Genomic DNA, 19,750 nt, shown 5'->3' with positions numbered 1-19,750 from the left:
CGGCAAGCAGGCGGTCGCCGCGGCACCGCCCGCCTCGCGCCGTTCGGTCAGGCGAACACGACCGTCTTGTGGCCGTTCAGCATGACGCGGCCTTCCACGTGGCGCTTGACCGCACGGGCGAGCACCCGGCTCTCGATGTCGCGGCCGGTGGCGACGAAATCCTCCGCGCTCATCGCATGGGTGACGCGTTCGGTCTCCTGTTCGATGATCGGACCCTCGTCGAGATCGGCCGTCACATAGTGGGCCGTCGCGCCGATCAGCTTCACGCCGCGCTCGAAGGCCTGGTGGTAGGGCTTGGCGCCCTTGAAGCTCGGCAGGAAGGAATGGTGGATGTTGATCACCTTGCCGAACAGCCGGCGGGACAGGGTGTCCGAAAGCACCTGCATGTAGCGCGCCAGCACGACGAGATCGGCATCGGTCTCCTGCACGAGCTGCAGCAGACGCTCCTCCTGTTCGGCCTTATTGGCCTTGTCGACCTTCCAGCAATGGAACGGGATGCCTTCGAGCTCCGCCGTGCGGCGGCTGTCCTCGTGGTTCGACACGATCGCGGCGACGTCGGCATGCAGCCAGCCGACCCGGATCTGGTAGAGCAGATGCAGCATGGCGTGGTCGAACTTCGACACCATCACGATCAGACGCGGCCGGCGGGCCCGGTCCATGATCGACGACTTGATCGAGAAGCGGTCGATCGCCGGTTTCAGGGCGCGCTCGAGCGAGTCCTTGCTCGTCTCGCCGCGTGTGTCGAAGGCGATGCGCATGAAGAAGCGGTTCGACGGGCTGTCGAGGAACTGGCTCGATTCCACGATGTTGGCGCCGAGTCCGGCCAGTTCCGTGGTCACGGCGGCAACGATGCCGGGGCGGTCGTCGCAGGAGAGCGAAAGGACGAAAGCGGAGGACATGGGAGATCCCTGATGGATTTCGTGTTGCCGGCACGCATGAGCCGGATGCATGGCGTCCCGGCCGGGCGCACAAGGTCCGGCCGCTTCGCCCGATCCGGCCCGCGCGGCGATCCGGTCCGGGCGGCAGCGCTGCAAGTCCCCTGTCGGGGTGCCTTTTCGAAGGTTCTCCATCGCTCGCTACGCTGCGCTGCACCATGCTCGTAGGTGCAGTGCGATGTCCGGTCAACCGGCCATTTCCTAGAAGCTCCGATGCGCTGTGCTCATGGCGCGGTGGCGACCGGCGTGGATCTGCCGGGGCGGGGCTGCCGCGGCGGGGGCGGGCGGGGAGGGCGCCGTTGGGCGCGATTCCCGATGCCCGGCCCGGTGCGATCGTTCGGCGGACGGTCGCAGGCTGTGTCGACCCGGACTTCCATGCTATGCAGCCGTCGAAGCCGGGACCACGCCACCTCGCGCTCCGCTCCGGCGCGGCGCCGGTGGCGCCGCCCATCCGCCCAATCCCGACCGCGTGCCAGCAAGACCCGCCCTATGTCGCCGAACTCCCGCTTCTCCGTCGCCCCGATGATGGATTGGACCGACCGCCATTGCCGGGTCTTCCATCGGCTGCTGTCGGGGCGGGCGTTGCTCTATACCGAGATGGTGACGACGGGGGCGATCCTGCATGGCGATCGGGAGAAGCTGCTCGGCTTCTCGCCGGCGGAGCATCCGGTCGCGCTGCAACTCGGCGGGTCGGAGCCGAGCGATCTGGCGGCGGCGGCGCGGATCGGGGCGGACTGGGGCTATGACGAGATCAACCTGAATTGCGGCTGCCCGTCGGACCGGGTCCAGTCCGGACGCTTCGGCGCCTGCCTGATGGCCGAGCCGGCGGTGGTCGCCGACGCGGTCGCGGCCATGAAGGCGGCGGTCGGCGTGCCGGTGACGGTGAAATGCCGGATCGGCATCGACCATCAGGACCCGGAGGAGTCGTTGCCGGGCTTCGTCGATGCGGTCGCGGCGGCCGGGGCCGATCTGGTCGTGGTCCATGCGCGCAAGGCCTGGCTCGACGGCCTGTCGCCGAAGGAGAACCGGACGGTGCCGCCGCTCGACTATCCGCTGGTCTACCGGCTGAAGGCGGATCGGCCGGACCTGCCGATCGTCCTCAATGGCGGGCTCGGCGATCTCGACCAAGCCACGGCGGCACTCGCCCGGGTCGACGGCGTCATGCTCGGCCGCGCCGCCTACGAGCACCCGCGGCTGCTCGCCGCCGTCGACCGGCGCGTCTTCGGCGAGGACGGTCCGGACGCCGATCCCTTCGCGGTGGCCGAGCGGATGGTGCCCTATGCGGAGAGCGTGGTGGCGCGCGGGTTCCGCCTGTCGAACGTCACCCGGCACATGCTCGGGCTCTTCAACGGCTGGCCGGGCGCCCGCGCCTGGCGCCGGCTGTTGACGGTCGAATCGGTCAAGCCGGGCGCCGATCCGCGCCTGATCCTGGACGCGCTCGCGCTGGTGCGCCGTCCCGAGCCGCAGGCCGCGACGTCGGCTGCGGACGCCGTCGAGGCGGCAACCGACGCCGCCGCATAGACCGCTGGACGAGGCGCGAGCGGGGGGCGCCGACGGGGGTTAACGGCGCAGGGTCAGTCGGTCGCCCTCGATCGTGAAGGAGGCCATGCGCGACAGGAAGCTGTTGCCGAGGAGGCTGGTCTCCAACTGGCCCGGCCGCGCCACCAGGGCCGAGACGCGGCTTTCGACGATCTCGCCGATCTCGATGCGGTCGAGCACCACCGGGGCCGCCTGGGTGGTGCCGTTGGCGGTCGAGACGCGGATGTCGTAGCGCAGGCGCGCCATGTCGAGCCCGATCTCGCGCGCGTCGCGGTCGGTCAGCACGACCGAACTGGCGCCGGTGTCGACCACCAACCGGATGGTGCGGCCGTTGACGGTTGCCTTGACCCGGAAATGCCCATCGTTGGACTTGGCGACCATCACGGCGCCGGGACCCGCATTGATGGCGGTGCCGGGCGAGAGACCGGCCACGGCGCGCTCGGCGAAGGCCTTCAGGTCCTCCTTGTAGCCGTAGCCGGCGACCAGGACGAAGACCAGGGCCAGCCAGACGGCGGCGCTCTGCAGCAGGGCGCCGAAGCGGCCACGGAAGCCGCGCAGGACGGCCGCGCCGGCGACGGTCGCTACGGTCCCGAGCAGGACGATACGCGAGAAGTCGCCCGACGGCAGGCCGAACACCTCGCCGCGGTCGTGATTGACGATCAGCAGCCCGACGGCGACGAAGATCACCAGCAGGACCATTCCGTACCGCATGCCGCGCCACTCCGCTCCCAGGCCTCAGGGTACCGTGCCGCCGCCGCGTCGGACCGACCGTCGAACGGGAAGCGCCGCCATGATCGCCGCTCGCTCGGCGCTCGTGAAGAGGCTCCAGCCGGCAATCTCGGCGAGCGTCCGCTCGCAGCCCAGGCAGACGTCGCCGCCGGGCTCGATCCGGCAGACCTTGACGCAGGGGGAGACGATGGCGGCGGACTGCGGCATGGTCGAGGCGGACTCCCCGGAGGACGGTGCGGGACGATCGCAGCGGTCCCGGCCGGCATGATAGCCGGCGGCGCCGTCATCTCGAAATCGGCGCCTTCCGGCCAATCGTGTCAATATATGGACCGCAGGCGAAGCGCCTTCGGGGTTCTGCTTCCCCGAGACAATCGCCAGTCACCAGAATGGCGTCTCCAATCAAGCCGCAGGCTGAGTCCCTTGAGTGGAACCGCCTGCCTGATAATGGGGCACTTCGATCGAATTTATTCGATCGTGGGAATCAGTCATTAATGCACCATTCAGGCACGATCGGAGAAGAAGCATAAGCCGGGAATACGGGATGATGACGAAGTTGTTACGTTCTCGAATGGGCAACAGCTCATCGGTCAGTTCAAAACATAGCGTGCATGGGTTGGATCGCCAGATTCACAGTTCAATCAGCCAGCGGGGGATCGGGCTTGGCCAGAAGCGAATGGAAGGGGCGGTTGGTGCTGGCGATCAGGCAAGAGGTCGCAAAGGGGCGGACTCTTAAGGAAATTTCCCAGACCGCCGGGCTGGGCCCCAATTTCGTCCAGCAGTTGATCAATTCCGACAAGGTTCCCAGCGTCGATGCCCTGATTGCCCTTTGTGGAAGTCTTAAGATCACCGCGGCCGGGCTGTTCCCGGAGGCGCCGGAGCCGCAGGCGACGGAGATCATGGATTTGGCTTCGAAGCTGAGGGCCGAGGACTTTCGGGTGGTTCTGGAGCTTGCGCGCTATCTTGCTTCAAGAAATTCGTAGCCAGATCTTTGATAATGGCCCGCTCCCGGGTCGATAGGTTTTTCAAGACGTTCAATAATTCGGCCATCTGCTCATCATTGTCGAGGCGGTCGTCTGCCACTCTGATCTCCAGCATAATTTCATTATTGGCACGAAGACCACAGATTATCAGTAGAAATTCTTGTCTATTTGACGTTTATCTGAGCCTTTAAATTTCATTGTCTTGCGCTGCCCATTCTGTCAACAAAAATGTCGATCCTATGGTCTTCATATAAATCGATAAGGTCATTGATTAGTATATATAGCCTTTTCCTATGGCCGTATATTCAGATTCATGAAAATAAAAACGATTTAACGATGATTGCTTATTGAATGTGAGCATCGTTCTGCGGTGAAGCGCCGTATTTTGCATTTTAAACACGCTTTAGAGTTTCATTTAGCTTTATTGCACGATATAGCGTTTGTATATGGTTGTAAATAACGTGAGCCCAGGCCATGTCTGGAAAATGCTTGTATATGCATATTGGAATGCCGAAGTCGGGTTCGACATCGATCCAAATATCGCTGTCCCAGAATCCAGATGAATGTCGAGTAGCCGATGTTTTCTATCCCAGTTTGAATTGGAATCACTCGAAACCAATTCTCTCGATGTTCGGCGATGATACGAAGACGTTTATAACCGCATACGGAAATCGGTATCACTATCCTTTATCCGCAACCGACCTCGAGTCTATTCGCAGCCGTTTCCTGAAGGAGATTGTCGACTCCGATTGCAGGACCCATGTCATCTCGGGGGAAACGCTGCATCGTCTGACGCCGGAGCGGTGCCGCGCCCTCCGGGCGATGCTGGCTCCCCTGTACGACCGCATCCGGATCCTGGCCTATGTCCGGCATCCATTCGGATGGGCGAGCAGCCGGGCACAATTCAGCCTGAAGCGATATGCCAGACCGATTGCCAGCATGTTCGATCCGGAGATGCTGAGCTCGATGCAATCCCCGGCCATTCCCAAGTACAGTCGCCTGGAAACCTTCATCAACGAGTTCGGCGCCGAGAATGTCGATATCCGGGTCTTCGACCGGCAACATTTCGTCGGCGGCGATCTCCTTCAGGATTTCGGCGCCGCGATCGGGAAGCCGGACCTGGGCCGTGGGCTCGGCGGGGCGTGGACCAACGTCGCCTATTCGTCAGAAGCCGTCGCAATCCTCGATCGTTATGTGTCGCGCACGCCGCGACTGATCATGGGGCGGTTCGCAAACATCCGGACGTCGCTCGAGGACCTGCCGGGTTCCAAATACTCCCTGCCTCGCCGCGATCTGGCGAAAGTCTGGACCTGCTGTCAGCCGCAGGTCGAATGGCTGCACAGCGCCATCGGCCGCGAGTGCTTTCATGAGGTCTATCCAGCGGAAGCCGATCGCGGTCCGGTCTGGTCCGACGAGACCGTCGAACATCTCGAACGCCGGCTCGGCATCCGCTGGAAGAATGTGTGCGACCGCAGCGGGACCGTCGGCCCCCGCGGCCTCGATCTGCTGTGTGACGGGTTCGAACGACTGGCCCCCGATGCCCGGCATAAGAGCCTGCTGACTCGCGCCGGTTTGGCCGGCCTAGTGGGCACCCTGCGCTATGTGCGGTCCACCGGCTACCGTCTGGTGCGCTGACCCGTCACCTCCGAGCGGGGTGCAGGCGTCGATCGGCCGAGCGGACCTGTCTGAGGCGGGCCGGTTCGCGGGCGGCCACGCCGCCGGGCCGGTCACGTCGCCAGAGCCGCCAGGAAGGCGATCTCGGCGATCTGCTGGGCGGCCCCGATGACGTCGCCGGTCTGGCCGCCGATCTGGCGATGGCTGACGCGGCCGAGCAGGGCGACGGCGAGCGCCGCCAGGACGATGCCGGCGAGGGCGGCGGCGACCGGGCCGTGCAGCGCGACGAGCGGAACGGCGAGGGCGATCCCGAACGCAACGGCGATGGCGGCGGTCGCGCGCGGGACCATGCCGGCGGCATGGGCAGCGCCCCTTGCGCGGGCCGGCGGCAGGGCCGCCATCAGGGAGACGGCGAGGGGCCGCGACAGTGCGGCGGCGGCCAGCAGCGCGAGGGCCGCCCCGAGCGGACCGCGCCCGGCGATGAGGCCCGTCAGCAGTCCGGCCCGAATCATGAGCGCCAGCGTCATGGCGGCCGCCCCATAGGCGCCGATCCGGCTGTCCTTCATGATTTCCAGCTTGCGGTCCCGGCTGGCACCCCCGCCGAAGCCGTCGGCCAGATCGGCGAGCCCGTCCTCGTGCAGCGCACCGGTCGTGGCGAGCCCGGCGGCGAGTGCGAAGCCGGCCACGGCCAGCGGCGGCAGCCCGGTCGCACCGAGCAGAACCAGCACCAGGGCGGCCGGCAGCCCGACGACCAGACCGGCCAGCGGCAGGAGGCGGACGGCGCGGGCGAAATCGGGCAGGGCGGCGGGGTCGTCGAGCCCGGACAGTCGCGGCACGGGGATGCGCGAGAAGAAGCGGATCATGCCGGCGATGTCGGCGAGGGCACGCGCAACCGGACGGCCGGCCGCGCCGTCCCGGCGCGGTTCGGTCGGTCGGGGGGGGATCGGTCCGGTCTCATCAGCCGCCATTGCTGCCCTCCGGCTTGCTCTCCCGGTTCCGGACCGATAGACCGCACCCCGATCCCTTCGACCGAGAGCACGAGTCCATGGCCGATACCGCGCTTCCCTTCGACGACTTCCGCGATCTCGTCAATCTCGTGCCCGGCGCGGACGAAGCGGCCGTCGCGGCCGTCCGGGCGCGCGACCGGGATCTGACCAAGCCGGCGGGCGCGCTCGGCCGGATGGAAGCGATCGTCGAATGGCTCGCCGCCTGGCAGGGCAAGGCACCGCCGGCCGTCGACCGGCCGCTGGTCGCCGTCTTCGCCGCCAACCATGGCGTGACCGCGCAGGGCGTCTCGGCCTTCCCGGCCTCGGTGACGCGCGCCATGGTGGAGAACTTCGCCGCCGGCGGCGCCGCGATCAACCAGATCTGCGCGGCCTCCGACATTGGCCTGAAGGTGTTCGAACTCGCCCTCGACCATCCGACGCCGGACATCAGCCTGGAGGACGCCTTCGACGAGGCCGGCTGCGCGGCGACCATGGCCTTCGGCATGGAGGCGCTGGCCGGCCAGCCGGACCTGCTCTGCCTCGGCGAAATGGGCATCGGCAATACGACGGTGGCCGCAGCGCTGTTCAATGCGCTGTTCGGCGGCACCGCGGCCGACTGGGTCGGTCCCGGCACCGGCGTCGGCGGAGCGGCGCTCGCCAACAAGGTGGCGGTGGTCGAGCGCGCGGTGGCCCGCCTCGACGGTCGCCTGTCCGACCCGCTGGAAATCCTGCGTCGCCTCGGCGGCCGCGAGATCGCCGCCATGGCCGGGGCGATCCTGGCGGCCCGGCACCAGAAGGTGCCGGTGGTGGTCGACGGCTTCGTCACCACGGCGGCCGCCGCGGTGCTCTGGGCCGCCAATCCGGCCGCGCTCGACCATTGCCTGTTCGCGCATGTCTCCGCCGAGCCGGCTCATGCCCGCGCGCTCGCCGCCATGGGCAAGGTGCCGCTGCTCGATCTCGGCATGCGTCTCGGCGAGGGCACCGGTGCGGCGCTGGCCGCCGGTCTTGTGCGCATCGCGGCCAAGACCCATGCCGGCATGGCGACCTTCACCCAGGCCGGCGTGGCCGGCAAGCTGGACTGATGCAGCGGCGGAAGGCCATCGGCCCATAAGGTGGCGGACGGCCGGCGACGGCAGAACGATCCGATCGGACCCGGCCGACCGGTCAGCGCCGCGCGGACTGGCGGCGGAGCATGTCGAGCGTGGAGCCGCTGGCAACCGGCGTCCCCATGCCGGCGGCGCGCTTGGGGCGGTCGCGGACGGCCGGCATGATTTCCATGACGCGGGAATTCGGCACCGTGAAGGTCACCTCGGTGCCTTCGCGCAGCTTCGATTTGATGTCGAAGGTTCCGCCATGCATCATCACCAGGGCCTGCACGATGTTGAGGCCGAGGCCGGTGCCCTGTTCGGCCGACTTGATTGCGATCGAGCCCTGACCGAAGGCCGACAGCACGACCGGCAACTCGTTCTCCGGGATGCCGGGCCCGGTATCCTTGATCGAGACATATTGCCCGCCGCCGGCGGTCCAGCCGACCCTGACGGCGATCTCGCCGTTGGTCGGGGTGAACTTCACCGCGTTGGAGAGCAGGTTGAGGATGATCTGGCGCAGCGCCCGTTCGTCGGCCCAGACCTTGGGCAGCTTGTCCTCGTATTCCTCGATGATGGTCAGACCCTTGTTGCGCGCCCGGAGATTCATCATGTGCACGCAGTCCTCGACCACGTAGGGCAGCGTGACGGCCTCTTCGTTCAGCGTGTAGCGGCCGGCCTCGATCCGGCTGATGTCCAGGATCTCGTTGATCAGGTTGAGCAGATGCCGGCCGGAATCGTAGATGTCGGTGATGTAGCCCTTGTAGGTCTGGTTCTCGAGGGGGCCGAGCAGCTCCTGCTGGATCACCTCCGAGAAGCCCAGGATGGCATTCAGCGGCGTGCGCAATTCGTGGCTCATGGTGGCCAGGAACCGGCTCTTGGCGAGGTTCGCTTCCTCCGCCTTGCGGCGCGACTCGTCGGAGATCGCCTTGGCCTGCTCCAGTTCGGCGATGAGCGAATCCTTCTCCGCCCGCGCTTCGATCTCGGCCAGCGCCGCACGGTGGAAGCGGAACCCGAGGCTGGCGAAGAAGACCTCGCAGGCCAGCGTCATGCCGGCCAGCACGGCCAGATAGGAGATCGCCTGAGGGCCGGAGTTGAACGCCCGGTAGGCGAAGATCGCCGCCGTGATCGATGTGACCGGGATGGTCGCCGCCAGGATCGAGGCCGGCAGATGGGAGGCCAGCGTCGAGGAGATCGCGACCACGATCAACATGGTCGAGAACTGGAACACATCGGTCGCGGCGGTGGCCTGCGACGGCAGCACGAACAAGAGCGCCCAGGCGAAGGACATCACGCCGTCGAGGATGAAGAAGCGGCGCTTCCAGCCGGCGATGAAGATCGAACGGCTCTCGATGACCAGAAGCCGCCGACAGAAGACGATCGATGTGAAATGCACCGCAAGCGCGATCGCCACCCAGCAGGCGAGCAGCATCCGGTCCGTCCAGAGCAGGCCGGCCGACGCGGCCAGTCCGATCAGGAGTGGCGGCGCATAGGCGGTCGAAAGGCGCGCCCGGGCATGATCGAGCAGAAGTTCGTTGTCGAAGGCCGGCTTGAGCCCGCGCGCTGCGCTGAGCTGGTCGCGCAGATCGCGGACGGTACGCGAAACCTGCCGCCGCCGTTCCGCACGACGGGCGTTCTGGGTCGTCTTGTCGGCATTCGGCAACGCCACGCCGTCGCTCATCCGGAATTGGTTCCCGCGTCCCCTTCGGCTTTCGGACTGTGATTCAGAATGTTTAAGATCGGCCTCAGGGAAAAGGTTAACGATCCCTCCGTCCGGACCTCCGCGGGCCTGAGGCCGCCGGCCGCGATCCGCAATCTCCGGCCGGTGGCGCTCCGGCACCGGTTGCCGACCGGCCGCCCGCCCCGACGCGCCGGCGATCCGGCCCGGCCGGGCGCAATCGCGCCGTGCCGATCCGAATGAGACGATCCGGCTCCTGGAGACAAACACGAACCCATGTCTGCGACCTCTCCCGATCCGATCGCCGAACTCGACCTGGCCATCCGGGCCTGCCGCATCTGCCGCGATGCGCCGACCGGAACGCCCCTGCCGCACGAACCCCGCCCGGTCGCCCATCTGTCGGCGACCGCGCGGATTCTGGTCGCCGGACAGGCGCCGGGCACGAAGGTGCATGCGTCCGGCTTGCCTTTCGATGACGCCTCCGGCGACCGGCTCCGGGACTGGATGGGGATCGGCCGGGATCTCTTCTACGACACCAGCCGGATCGCCTTCCTGCCGATGGGATTCTGCTTCCCCGGACAGGACGCCGCCGGAAGCGATCTGCCGCCGCGCCGAGAATGTGCGCCGGCCTGGCGCGCCCGCGCCGTGGCCGCCATGCCGGCGGTCGAACTCGTGCTGGCGGTCGGCCAGTATGCGCAGGTCTGGCATCTCGGCCGGCTGAAGCTTGGCGGCATGACCGAAACGGTGGCGCGCTGGCGGGAGATCATGGCCGCCACGGCCCGGCCACGCATCCTGCCGCTGCCGCATCCGTCCTGGCGCAACACGGGATGGCTGAAGCGGCATCCCTGGTTCGGGACGGACCTGCTGCCGGCGCTGCGTGCCGATATCGCGCGCCTCACTGCCTGAGTGGAATTAAATTCCAACAACTACGACGTTGGCCGCAACATGAGCAATCTTCTGGTCAGCTTTCATTGAAATGGAGAATGTGGTACTCTTCCTATGCGCGCATCAGGGGGTTCGCATGATTGATCGCATCGACCGCAAGATTCTCCAGATCCTGCAGGAGGACTGCACGGTTCCGGTTGCCGAGATCGGACGTCGCGTCGGTCTTTCGACGACGCCCTGCTGGCGGCGCATCCAGAAGCTTGAGGAGGACGGTGTGGTGCAGCGGCGTGTCGCCGTGCTCGACCCACGCCAGGTCAACGCCAAGGTGACGGCCTTCGTGGCGATCACGACCAACCAGCATTCCGAGGATTGGCTGAAGCGCTTCGCCGACATCGTCAGCCAGATGCCGGAAGTGGTCGAGTTCTACCGCATGGCCGGGCAGGTGGACTATCTCCTGCGCGTGGTCGTCCCGGACATCGAGGCCTATGACGTCTTCTACAAGAAGCTGATCGCCCGCATCGAAATCGCGGATGTGTCGACCACGTTCGCCATGGAACAGATAAAATATACCACTGCGCTGCCGCTCCAGTTCGTGGCGACCGAGAAGGTGGTGGCCGAGAAGGCCTGAGTCCGGTCGCCCACCGATCGCCCGGCCGTCACGGCGGCATCATGCGCTCAGCGCTTCGATGGCCGGATCCGAAGGTTTTGTGCGGTCCGGATCGTTCGCCCGGTATCCGGCGCTGGCGCCGAGCAGTTCCAGGAAGTCGCGTGCCGGCATGGGCCTGGCGAACAGATAGCCCTGGCCGAGATCGACGCCGAGTTCGAGCATTCGGTCGCGCTCTTCGACCCGTTCGATGCCTTCGGCGACGATCGGCAGCCCCAGTTCCCGCCCCAGCGTGACGGTCGTGCGCATCAGGGCGCGCGTGCGGCGATTCTGTTCGCCGTCCTGGCCGATCGAGCGGGTGAACGAGCGGTCGACCTTGATCATGCTGACGGGGAAGCGATCGACATAGTTGAGGGACGAGTAGCCGGTCCCGAAATCGTCCAGGGCGAAGCGGATGCCGAGACGGGAGATTTCGGACAGGATCTCGTTGACCTCGTCGGCGTCTTCCAAGAGCGCCGTCTCCATGATCTCCAGAACGAGGTTCGAGGGGCCGGGCAGGCCGGCCTGCAGCACTTCGGAGAGCAGGTTCGGCAGGTCGCGGTTGACCTGTCCGCCGGACAGGTTGACCGAGATGAAGAAGTCCGGATTGCGCGCCGCGGCGACCAGGGCCGGAATGATCCGTGCGGCCTCGCAGAGCACCAGCCGGCCGAGTTCCTCGATCAGGCCGGTTTCCTCGGCCACGGGGATGAACTCGGCCGGCATGACCAGTCCGCGGGTCGGATGGTGCAGCCGAAGGAGCGCCTCGCCGCCGACCATCCGGCCGGTGGCCAGACGCACGATCGGCTGGATGGTCAACTCGAACCAGCCCTTGGCGAGGCCGGAGCGGACATCCTGTTCCTGGGTTTGCCGGACCAGCAGGGCCTCGGCCAGCCGTCGTTCGAAGCGCTCGACCCGGTTGCGCCCGGTTTCCTTGGCACGGTAGAGGGCAAGGTCGGCGGCGAGCAGCAGGTCCTGGCCGCTCAGCCCGTCGGCCGGGAAGCAGGCGACGCCGATACTGGCGGAGGCCTCGATCACCGCCGGCCCGACATCGGTCGGCTTGCGCAACTGCTCCAGCAGGCGCCGGGCGAAGGTGACGCCCTCCGCACCGTCGAGGCCGGGGAGGAACATGGCGAATTCGTCGCCGCCGAGCCGGCCGGCCATCGCCCCGCCGAGGCCGGCTTCGGCAAGCCGGCGGGCAAAGGCGATCAGCAACTGGTCGCCGGCGGCGTGTCCATAGGCGTCGTTGACGCGCTTGAAGCGGTCCAGATCCATCACCAGAGCGACGCCGCGGCCGTTCTGCCGGCACAGCCGCGTCACCTCCGCCTCCAGTCCTTCGACGAAGCCGCGCCGGTTGGCGAGGCCCGTCACCGGATCGGTCAGCGCGAGGCGGACCATCTCGCGTTCGACCGACTTGGTGCGCGAGACGTCGGACATCACCGAGAGACTGATCGGGAACTTGCCGCCGAGCCGGAGATCGGCCGTTTCGGCCAGTACGACATCGAGCGTGGAGCCGTCATATTTGACGAGCCGCAACGGCGTTTCGGGCGTAACTCCGCGCGCGAGGAATTGCGGCAGGGTTTCGTTCATGTAGATCGCGGCGCTGTCCGGCGTCAGGAAGGTCGCAAGCTTCCGGCCGATCACGTCCTGCCGCTTGTAGCCGGTCGCGACCAGCCAGTGATCGGAGACATGCAGCAGCGTGCCCTCGCGGTCGACCGAATGCAGCATGGCCGGGGTGCGGTTATACAGCCGCTCGAGACGTTCGTTGAACTGCCGCCGCCGCCGTTCGCCTTCGTCGAGGCGCGCCTGCATCTCGTTAAACGTTTCGACCAGTTCGCCGAGTTCGTCGTTGGAATCCCAGTCGACCCGCTGGCGCAACGTGTCCGCCTGGCTGGACCGGATGGCGGCGGTGACCCGGGACAGGGGCTCGGCGATCAGCCGGCGATTGATCGTCAGCATCAGGAAGATCAGCGCCAGGCTGGACAGCGACGTGTGCAGCATCGCATGGGCGACGCTCTGCAGGAGCCTCTGCGACAGCGTGACATTCGAATAGCCGACCTCGAGCACGCCGACGCGGGTCGATCGGTTGCCGTCGGTATAGTGGATCGGGGTCGACAGGTGATTCAGGTCCGGCCCCATTTGGCCGGATTCGATGATCGGACGGCCGGTCTCGTCGAGGACCCGGACGATGGTGACCTCGTTGTTGCCGAACATGCCTTGGACGATCAGACGGGCCTGATCGTAGCGATAGTGCCAGAGGGTATCCGACAAGGCCGACGCAAAGCCGCGGATACTCGCCCAATGCTTCTGGTGCACCTCCTGCTTGACCATATCGTAGGCCGCATAGCCGAAGATGATGCTGATCAGCAGATTGAGGACCACGATCGTCGGAACGACCGTCAGGAGAAACTTCGTCCGATAGGAACGGAAGGCGGGTCTGCCCGGCTCCGGCGCCTTGGTCGGCCGCGGCGGCGCGACCCCGACGCGCATCTCAGCCCGTCCAAATCGACTGGGATTCCGGTTGGGCAAGGCCTGTTTGGTCATCGTGCGGCCGGTCCGTTCGGGCTACGGCGACCTGCGTGCGGACGACAGCCGGATATCCAAGGCGTCAGGGGAGATGTCGGGACCCTTAAGGACGGATCCATGCAGGCCGACGCGGGCGCGGTGATCCTGCCCCGGTCGACAAGTATAAGGAAGCGACAATGAGGCACTTGAGACATGGCCAACCCCTGATGCCGCCGATCCTGCCGGTCAACTCTAAAGAAAACGGCAAGAGGAGCGGCGCGGTGCTGTTAGGGTTACCGGATGGCGTGCCGGCTGCCTGGCGTGCGGCGCGAGCCGGCGCGTGCCCGCAATAATCCCCGAGATTGAGCCCGCCCCCGTTGCGTAAAGCCCGGAAACAGTGTGAAATTTGAATAGGCAGGCACCGGCAGTCCAGGTGGAAGCCCGGGGTGCTTGCGGAACGGGTAAACCAACGAAGAGGAAGACGTCATGCGTTTCGTCATCGGACTGGCCGCGGCGGCGGTTGCCTTTGCCACGGCCGCCATGCCCGTTGCCGCGAAGGAATGGAAGACGATCCGGATCGGTACGGAGGGCGCCTATCCGCCCTTCAACTTCCAGGATTCCAACAAGGAGCTGCAGGGCTTCGACATCGACATCGCCAAGGCGCTCTGCGACAAGATGAAGGCGAAGTGCGAGTTCATGGCCCAGGACTGGGACGGCATCATCCCGGCGCTGAAGGCCAAGAAGTACGACGCCATTGTCGCCTCGATGTCGATCACCGAGGAGCGCAAGAAGCAAGTCGACTTCACCGACAAGTATTACCAGACCCCGGCGCGGTTCGCGACCAAGAAGGTCGGTGGCTTTACGGCGGTCACCCCCGAAGCCCTCAAGGGCAAGACCGTCGGCGCGCAATCTTCGACGATCCATGCGAACTATCTCGAAGATCTTTACAAGTCCAAGGGCGTCACCGTGAAACTCTACGGCACCCAGGACGAAGCCAATGCGGACCTCGCGGCCGGCCGGCTCGACGGCGTTCTGGCGGATTCGGTCGTTCTCTACGAATGGCTGGAGAAGGGCGATGCGGGCAAGTGCTGCCAGTTCGTCGGCCCCGACATCAAGGATGTGAAGTATTTCGGCGAGGGCGCCGGCATTGCCGTGCGCAAGGAGGACAAGGACCTCAAGCAGCAGTTCAACAAGGCGCTTGCCGAGATCATCAAGGACGGCACCTACGAGAAGCTCAACAAGAAGTATTTCCCCTTCTCGATCTATTGATCCGGACCTGGCGCCCCGCCGGTCGACGTCCGGCGGGGTTGGTGGTCCGACCCGCCGCATCGGCGCGGCCCCTCTCCGGGCGATCCGGGGACGCGGGCCGCTTCGGTCCCGCCGGTGCGCTGGCCGGAGCGCGCGCCTCCGGTGCGGTCCGGCCGGCCATGCCGCCGATCCACCCGCTTCCCTTTCGGACAGGCTGATTTGGACCGGATCGAATCCCTTATCCAACTGCTGGCCTGGGGGCCGAACGGCTGGGGTGACGAGATCGCCGCCGGCACCGCCATCACGGTTGCGCTCGGGATCGCCACGCTGCCGTTCGGGCTGCTGCTCGGATTCCTGATCGCCCTGGCGAAGCACTCCGGAGGCCCGGTCGCCCGGTTGCTCGGCAATCTCTATACGACCGTGTTTCGCGGCCTGCCCGAACTGCTGACGCTGCTGATCATCTATTACGGCGGCCAGCGGCTGATCCAGGAAGTTCAGGCCCTCCTCGTCGAGGATCCCGAGCCGATCGAGGTCAATGCCTTCGTGGCCGGGATGGTGGCGCTGGGAATGGTCTTCTCGGCCTATTCGAGCGAGGTCTTCCTCGGTGCCTTCAAGGGCATCACGATCGGCCAAATCGAGGCCTCTCGGGCGCTCGGCCTGAACCGCCTGCTTACCTTGCGCCTCGTCGTCCTGCCGCAGCTCTGGCGCTTCGCACTGCCCGGCATCTCCAATCTGTGGTTGATCCTGCTCAAGGAAACCTCGCTGGTCTCCGTGATCGCACTGCCCGATCTTCTGCGTTCGACCTTCATTGCCGTCGGCGTGACGAAGGAGCCCTTCTTCTTCTTTCTCGTGGCTTGCCTGATCTATCTTGTCCTGGCGATGGTTTCTTCGATCGGCATCGGCTGGATCGAGCGCTGGGCCAATCGCGGCGAGCGGAGGGCGGGAGCGTGACGACAGCCCCGCATCCGGAGGCGCCGCCGACGGCGTCCGGCTTCTTCGGCGAAGCCCGAACCGGCGACCTGGTGGCGCTGGCGCTGGCGGCGGTGATCGCAAGCCTGGTCCTGTCCGACTGGCCGGTGGCGATCGGCACGTGGTTCGGCAACGACATCTTCGTGCGCTACTGGCCGCGTCTCGCCGAGGGACTCGGGGTCACGCTGCAACTTGTCGCCATCTCGATCGTGCTCGGCGGACTGCTGTCGCTGCCCCTGGCGCTGGCGCGCTTCAAGAACCGCGGCTTTGCTTCGACGCTCGCCTACGGCTACGTCTACTTCTTCCGGGGCACACCGCTCCTGGCGCAAACCTTCCTGGTCTATTATGGCGCCGGCGAGTTCTCCGACGCCTTGCGTGGAATCGGCCTGTGGGGCTTCTTCAAAGAAGCCTATTGGTGCGTGCTGCTGACCTTCTCGTTGAATACGGCGGCCTATCAGGCCGAGATCCTTGCCGGCGCCATTCGGTCCGTATCGCGCGGCCAATGGGAGGCCGCCCATGCGCTCGGCCTGTCCAAGCCGGTCGCCTTTGTCAAGATCATATTGCCGCAGGCCTTCGTCACGGCCCTGCGACCCTACGGCAACGAAGTGATCCTGATGATCGAGGGATCGGCCGTGGCTTCCGTGGTTACGGTCTTCGACCTGATGGGCGCGACCCGACTTGCCGCCAACCGGACGTTCGACGAGCAGGTCTATCTCTGGGCCGCTGTCGTCTATCTTCTGCTTGTGGAGACCATCCGCCGGGTCTGGGATCTGCTCGAACGCGGCTTGACGCGGCATCTGCGCCGGCGCGCCTGAGGGTGCCGGCGTCGTCCGCCACCGTCGTCTTGTGGCCGTGAACGGTTGCCGCGCCGGTGTCTCGCCCTCGCGGTGCGCATGATAGGATGGCGCCGGTCCGGTCCTGCGAGGCGCCGGTGACCCGAGGCGGGCCTTCGACATCGCACGGGGGCGGCCGGCCATCGACAGGGAAAGCGGCATGAGCGAAATCGTGGGGGTCGTTCTCGCCGGCGGGCTCGGCCGCCGCATGGGGGGCGGCGACAAGGCTTTGATCGCGCTCGCGGGACGGCATCTGCTCGATCGGGTGATCGAGCGGTTCGCCCCCCAAGTCGGGGCGCTTGTGCTCAATGCCAATGGCGATCCGGCGCGGTTCGAGGCCTTCGGCCTGCCGGTGGCCGGCGATCCGGTGGCCGGCCATCCCGGTCCGCTGGCCGGGCTGCTGGCCGGCATGCGCTGGGCGGAGACGCATCGTCCGGGGGCCCGCCATGTCGCGACCGCAGCCGCCGATACGCCGTTCCTGCCGCTCGACCTGGTCGCGCGCCTCGCGGCAAGCCTCGACGGGGCGGATCCGGACGGCATTGCGGTGCCGGTCACGGCGACCGGCACCCATCAGGTTTGTGCGCTGTTCCCCGTCAGCCTGGCCGATGCCCTGGAAGAGGCGCTGGTCAGCGGCGCTGCCCGCAAGGTGATGGCCTGGATCGAACGCCACCCGGTTCGGCACGTCGCCTTCGATCCCCTCGCGGGCGGTCTCGACCCGTTTTTCAACGTCAATAGGCCCGAGGATCTTGCCGTTGCGGAAGATTGGATCGCGGCCCACGGTCCACTTCAGCCATAGGCGCGGAACCCGGCAAGATACCGGAATGCCCGGCTGGCAAGCGGTGATGGCGCCATGCTGTCCTGCGTCGGGCGCAGACGGCTTGGAAATCGCCGAATTCTGTGACAGTCGGCGCCGCGACTTGTTCCGAACGCCAGCAAGCGCTTCAGTAACGGTGGATTCTGTACCCGGTCCGCGATCTGTCTTTCGGTGTCATTTTCTCTTGCATGGCTGCCCTGCATCTTGTCTAACGTTCCAAGCGGTCCGGCGCCTGGGAGGGATGGGCGGCCGGACGTCAGCGTCAATTCGGGAGGTTGATGTCCATGCAGCGTCGCAAGTTTCTGAAGGCCGCCGGTGTCGGTACCGTCGCGGCCGCCGCCTTTCCCATGCCGGCGATCGCCCAGTCCAACCCGCAGATCAAATGGCGCCTGACCTCGAGCTTCCCGAAGTCGCTCGACACCATCTACGGTGCCGCCGAGGTCTTCTCGAAGGCCGTTGCCGAAGCCACCGACAATGCGTTTCAGGTCCAGGTCTTCGCCGCCGGCGAACTGATCCCCGGCCTGCAGGCGGCTGATGCGGTCTCCAACGGCACCGTCGAAATGTGCCATACCGCGCCCTACTACTATGTCGGCAAGGATCCGACCTTCGCGTTCGGCACAGCAGTACCGTTCGGCATCAATTCGCGCATGCAGAACGGCTGGCGCTACTATGGCGGCGGCAACGAGCTGATGAACGAATTCTATAAGAAGTTCAATCTGTTCGGCATGCCCGGCGGCAATACCGGCGCCCAGATGGGCGGCTGGTTCCGCAAGGAAATCAAGACTGTCGAGGACTTCAAGGGTTTGAAGATGCGCATCGGCGGCTTCGCCGGGCAGGTCATAGCCAAGCTCGGCGCGGTTCCGCAGCAGATCGCCGGCGGCGACATCTATCCGGCCCTCGAGAAGGGCACGATCGATGCGGCCGAATGGGTCGGTCCCTACGACGACGAGAAGCTCGGCTTCTACAAGGTCGCGCCTTACTACTACTATCCGGGCTGGTGGGAAGGCGGCGCCATGCTCGAATTCTTCGTCAATACGGCGAAGTGGGCAGAGCTGCCGAAGCACTACCAGTCGCTCGTGCTGACGGCGGCCGGCTTGGCCAATGTCCACATGCAGGCGAAGTACGACGCCGTCAACCCGGCCGCCCTGAAGCGTCTGGCGTCCTCGGGCGCCATCCTGAAGCCGTTCCCGAACGAAGTCATGGAGGCCTGCTTCAACTCGGCCAACCAGCTCTACGACGAGACCATGGCCAAGAACGGCGACTTCAAGAAGGTCTACGAGGCCCTCAAGGCCTATCGTGCCGACCAGTATCTGTGGTTCCAGATCTCCGAATATACCTTCGACACCTTCATGATGATCCAGCAGCGCAAGAAGACGCTCTGATCGTCGGCGGAATCGCAGCCGGGTTTCGACCCGGCCGGCCCTGCCGAGAGGCGGCGCGGGGATGCCCGGCGCCGCCTTTTTCGTGCCTTCAGGCGGCTTCGACGCGGGACGGTTCGAGGACGGCGAGGGGGACGACCTCGCAGGCGCATCGGGCGCAGCAGACCAGAGCGGAGCGGTCCGGGACCGCGTGCCATTCGTCGCGATGCCGGTCGACCGGTTCGGAGACGATCTCGATCGCGCTCGCCGTCTGGCGCCAATAGAGCGACGGCGGCCGGCCGTCGGAGGCATAGCGGAAGGCATAGAGCCGGCTGCCGTCGGACAGCGCCGCGGTGACACGCAGCGGCTCGTCGATGCCGGCCTCCGCCATCAGGGCCCGCAGCGCGCTGAGCGTCCCGGTCATGGCGCCGACCGGATCGGCCTCGCCGCCCTGGCCGAGCGTCATCAGGAACATGGCCTCCGAATCGGTCGTTCCGGTCCGGCAGGCATAGAGCGCGTCGGGAATCCGCGCCTCGACGGCCCGCCGCAACCGGCTCCAGCCGCCGATCTGGCCGTTATGCATGAACAGCCAGCGGCCATGGGCGAAGGGGTGACAGTTGGCTCGGCTGGTTGCCGTGCCGGTCGACGCGCGGACATGGGCGAAGAACAGCCGCGAGCGCACCTGGCGGGCGATATGGCGCAAATTGTCGTCCGACCAGGCCGGCAGCGTTTCGCGATAGAGGCCGGGTTCGTCGCGCTCGCCATACCATCCGAGGCCGAAGCCGTCGCCGTTGATGCCGACCTTGGCCTCCTCGGCGTTGCGGCTCTGGTGGATCAGGGAGTGTTCGGGATCGGCGACCAGCTGGCCGAGAAAAATCGGCTGACCCGAATAGGCGACCCAGCGACACATGCGGCGGAACCTCGGATGGGGGCAGGCATTGGGAGATACGCC

At 66.2% G+C, this 19,750-nt stretch carries 18 protein-coding genes; 11 read left to right on the top strand and 7 right to left on the bottom strand.

Annotated elements, in window-relative coordinates; translation table 11 throughout:
* Positions 1-47 precede the first annotated feature (47 nt).
* A complete protein-coding gene (gene purU / locus KL771_RS13810; protein ID WP_261969132.1) occupies positions 48-899 on the bottom strand; it encodes a formyltetrahydrofolate deformylase in 852 nt (283 codons plus the stop codon).
* Positions 900-1,424: 525 nt separating this feature from the next.
* On the opposite strand from purU, the gene dusA reads away from it, so the two are divergent.
* Positions 1,425-2,456 carry a tRNA dihydrouridine(20/20a) synthase DusA gene (gene dusA, locus KL771_RS13805; RefSeq protein ID WP_261969131.1) on the top strand — a complete coding sequence of 344 codons (1,032 nt, stop codon included), beginning with the start codon at positions 1,425-1,427 and terminating at the stop codon, positions 2,454-2,456.
* A 39-nt stretch (positions 2,457-2,495) separates the two neighbouring features.
* Here the strand turns inward: dusA and KL771_RS13800 are convergent, their stop codons facing one another.
* Together KL771_RS13800 and KL771_RS13795 are read right to left on the bottom strand one after the other, a co-directional pair.
* Entirely contained in the window at positions 2,496-3,185 is a 690-nt protein-coding gene (locus KL771_RS13800) for a retropepsin-like aspartic protease family protein (RefSeq protein ID WP_261969130.1), read from the bottom strand.
* A gap of 24 nt (positions 3,186-3,209) precedes the next feature.
* Entirely contained in the window at positions 3,210-3,410 is a 201-nt protein-coding gene (locus tag KL771_RS13795; RefSeq protein WP_261969129.1) for a DUF1289 domain-containing protein, read from the bottom strand.
* 479 nt (positions 3,411-3,889) lie between these two features.
* On the opposite strand from KL771_RS13795, the gene KL771_RS13790 reads away from it, so the two are divergent.
* A complete protein-coding gene (locus KL771_RS13790; protein ID WP_261969128.1) occupies positions 3,890-4,183 on the top strand; it encodes a helix-turn-helix domain-containing protein in 294 nt (97 codons plus the stop codon).
* A gap of 489 nt (positions 4,184-4,672) precedes the next feature.
* Complete coding sequence (locus KL771_RS13785; protein WP_261969127.1) at positions 4,673-5,818, top strand: hypothetical protein; 1,146 nt, start codon at positions 4,673-4,675, stop codon at positions 5,816-5,818.
* A 92-nt stretch (positions 5,819-5,910) separates the two neighbouring features.
* On the opposite strand, the gene cobS is transcribed toward KL771_RS13785, so the two are convergent.
* On the bottom strand, positions 5,911-6,765 hold the full coding sequence (gene cobS / locus KL771_RS13780; RefSeq protein WP_261969126.1) for an adenosylcobinamide-GDP ribazoletransferase: 855 nt from the start codon (positions 6,763-6,765) through the stop codon (positions 5,911-5,913).
* A 77-nt stretch (positions 6,766-6,842) separates the two neighbouring features.
* Here cobS and cobT point away from each other — a divergent pair, with 77 nt between their 5' ends.
* The gene (cobT, locus tag KL771_RS13775) at positions 6,843-7,865 is read left to right on the top strand and encodes a nicotinate-nucleotide--dimethylbenzimidazole phosphoribosyltransferase (protein WP_261969125.1); all 1,023 of its coding nucleotides are present in this window, start codon (positions 6,843-6,845) and stop codon (positions 7,863-7,865) included.
* A gap of 82 nt (positions 7,866-7,947) precedes the next feature.
* Here cobT and KL771_RS13770 read toward each other — a convergent pair whose 3' ends face one another.
* Positions 7,948-9,549, bottom strand: a complete 1,602-nt coding sequence (locus tag KL771_RS13770; protein ID WP_261969124.1) for a sensor histidine kinase — start codon at positions 9,547-9,549, stop codon at positions 7,948-7,950.
* A gap of 273 nt (positions 9,550-9,822) precedes the next feature.
* On the opposite strand from KL771_RS13770, the gene KL771_RS13765 reads away from it, so the two are divergent.
* Together KL771_RS13765 and KL771_RS13760 are read left to right on the top strand one after the other, a co-directional pair.
* Positions 9,823-10,452 (top strand): uracil-DNA glycosylase family protein, encoded by a 630-nt coding sequence (locus tag KL771_RS13765; RefSeq protein WP_261969123.1) that lies wholly within the window; start codon positions 9,823-9,825, stop codon positions 10,450-10,452.
* A gap of 115 nt (positions 10,453-10,567) precedes the next feature.
* A complete protein-coding gene (locus KL771_RS13760) occupies positions 10,568-11,059 on the top strand; it encodes an Lrp/AsnC family transcriptional regulator (RefSeq protein WP_054357825.1) in 492 nt (163 codons plus the stop codon).
* 39 nt (positions 11,060-11,098) lie between these two features.
* On the opposite strand, the gene KL771_RS13755 is transcribed toward KL771_RS13760, so the two are convergent.
* On the bottom strand, positions 11,099-13,561 hold the full coding sequence (locus KL771_RS13755; protein WP_261969122.1) for an EAL domain-containing protein: 2,463 nt from the start codon (positions 13,559-13,561) through the stop codon (positions 11,099-11,101).
* Between the two features lie 501 nt (positions 13,562-14,062).
* Here KL771_RS13755 and KL771_RS13750 point away from each other — a divergent pair.
* The 5 genes from KL771_RS13750 (at position 14,063) to KL771_RS13730 (ending at position 18,822) form a co-directional block, all read left to right on the top strand.
* Positions 14,063-14,845 carry an ABC transporter substrate-binding protein gene (locus KL771_RS13750; protein WP_261969121.1) on the top strand — a complete coding sequence of 261 codons (783 nt, stop codon included), beginning with the start codon at positions 14,063-14,065 and terminating at the stop codon, positions 14,843-14,845.
* Between the two features lie 207 nt (positions 14,846-15,052).
* Positions 15,053-15,775 carry an ABC transporter permease gene (locus KL771_RS13745; RefSeq protein ID WP_261969291.1) on the top strand — a complete coding sequence of 241 codons (723 nt, stop codon included), beginning with the start codon at positions 15,053-15,055 and terminating at the stop codon, positions 15,773-15,775.
* Positions 15,772-16,608, top strand: coding sequence for an ABC transporter permease (locus KL771_RS13740; protein ID WP_390866749.1), 837 nt, complete (start codon positions 15,772-15,774; stop codon positions 16,606-16,608). Before KL771_RS13745 ends, KL771_RS13740 begins: the two co-directional genes overlap by 4 nt.
* A gap of 178 nt (positions 16,609-16,786) precedes the next feature.
* Positions 16,787-17,422: a molybdenum cofactor guanylyltransferase MobA gene (mobA, locus tag KL771_RS13735; protein WP_261969120.1), complete on the top strand. Its 636-nt coding sequence runs from the start codon at positions 16,787-16,789 to the stop codon at positions 17,420-17,422.
* 302 nt (positions 17,423-17,724) lie between these two features.
* Positions 17,725-18,822, top strand: coding sequence for a TRAP transporter substrate-binding protein (locus KL771_RS13730; RefSeq protein WP_261969119.1), 1,098 nt, complete (start codon positions 17,725-17,727; stop codon positions 18,820-18,822).
* Between the two features lie 88 nt (positions 18,823-18,910).
* Here KL771_RS13730 and KL771_RS13725 read toward each other — a convergent pair whose 3' ends face one another.
* Positions 18,911-19,708 carry a class II glutamine amidotransferase gene (locus KL771_RS13725; RefSeq protein ID WP_261969118.1) on the bottom strand — a complete coding sequence of 266 codons (798 nt, stop codon included), beginning with the start codon at positions 19,706-19,708 and terminating at the stop codon, positions 18,911-18,913.
* Between the last annotated feature and the right edge of the window lie 42 nt (positions 19,709-19,750).

Origin of the sequence: Prosthecodimorpha staleyi, from assembly GCF_018729455.1 — a bacterium.
In the GTDB taxonomy this organism is placed as follows: domain Bacteria; phylum Pseudomonadota; class Alphaproteobacteria; order Rhizobiales; family Ancalomicrobiaceae; genus Prosthecodimorpha; species Prosthecodimorpha staleyi.
Note: the sequence above shows the minus strand (reverse complement) of the source record. Positions and strands in the feature narration are given on the sequence as shown.

What these genes read in the sequence shown, in the direction of transcription:
- mobA (WP_261969120.1), top strand. Translation starts at nt 16,787, where the DNA reads ATGAGCGAAATCGTGGGGGTCGTTCTCGCCGGCGGGCTCGGCCGCCGC.
- KL771_RS13765 (WP_261969123.1), top strand. Translation starts at nt 9,823, where the DNA reads ATGTCTGCGACCTCTCCCGATCCGATCGCCGAACTCGACCTGGCCATC.
- KL771_RS13725 (WP_261969118.1), bottom strand. Translation starts at nt 19,708, where the DNA reads ATGTGTCGCTGGGTCGCCTATTCGGGTCAGCCGATTTTTCTCGGCCAG.
- KL771_RS13750 (WP_261969121.1), top strand. Translation starts at nt 14,063, where the DNA reads ATGCGTTTCGTCATCGGACTGGCCGCGGCGGCGGTTGCCTTTGCCACG.
- KL771_RS13755 (WP_261969122.1), bottom strand. Translation starts at nt 13,561, where the DNA reads ATGCGCGTCGGGGTCGCGCCGCCGCGGCCGACCAAGGCGCCGGAGCCG.
- dusA (WP_261969131.1), top strand. Translation starts at nt 1,425, where the DNA reads ATGTCGCCGAACTCCCGCTTCTCCGTCGCCCCGATGATGGATTGGACC.
- KL771_RS13730 (WP_261969119.1), top strand. Translation starts at nt 17,725, where the DNA reads ATGCAGCGTCGCAAGTTTCTGAAGGCCGCCGGTGTCGGTACCGTCGCG.
- cobT (WP_261969125.1), top strand. Translation starts at nt 6,843, where the DNA reads ATGGCCGATACCGCGCTTCCCTTCGACGACTTCCGCGATCTCGTCAAT.
- KL771_RS13800 (WP_261969130.1), bottom strand. Translation starts at nt 3,185, where the DNA reads ATGCGGTACGGAATGGTCCTGCTGGTGATCTTCGTCGCCGTCGGGCTG.
- purU (WP_261969132.1), bottom strand. Translation starts at nt 899, where the DNA reads ATGTCCTCCGCTTTCGTCCTTTCGCTCTCCTGCGACGACCGCCCCGGC.
- KL771_RS13795 (WP_261969129.1), bottom strand. Translation starts at nt 3,410, where the DNA reads ATGCCGCAGTCCGCCGCCATCGTCTCCCCCTGCGTCAAGGTCTGCCGG.
- KL771_RS13770 (WP_261969124.1), bottom strand. Translation starts at nt 9,549, where the DNA reads ATGAGCGACGGCGTGGCGTTGCCGAATGCCGACAAGACGACCCAGAAC.
- cobS (WP_261969126.1), bottom strand. Translation starts at nt 6,765, where the DNA reads ATGGCGGCTGATGAGACCGGACCGATCCCCCCCCGACCGACCGAACCG.
- KL771_RS13760 (WP_054357825.1), top strand. Translation starts at nt 10,568, where the DNA reads ATGATTGATCGCATCGACCGCAAGATTCTCCAGATCCTGCAGGAGGAC.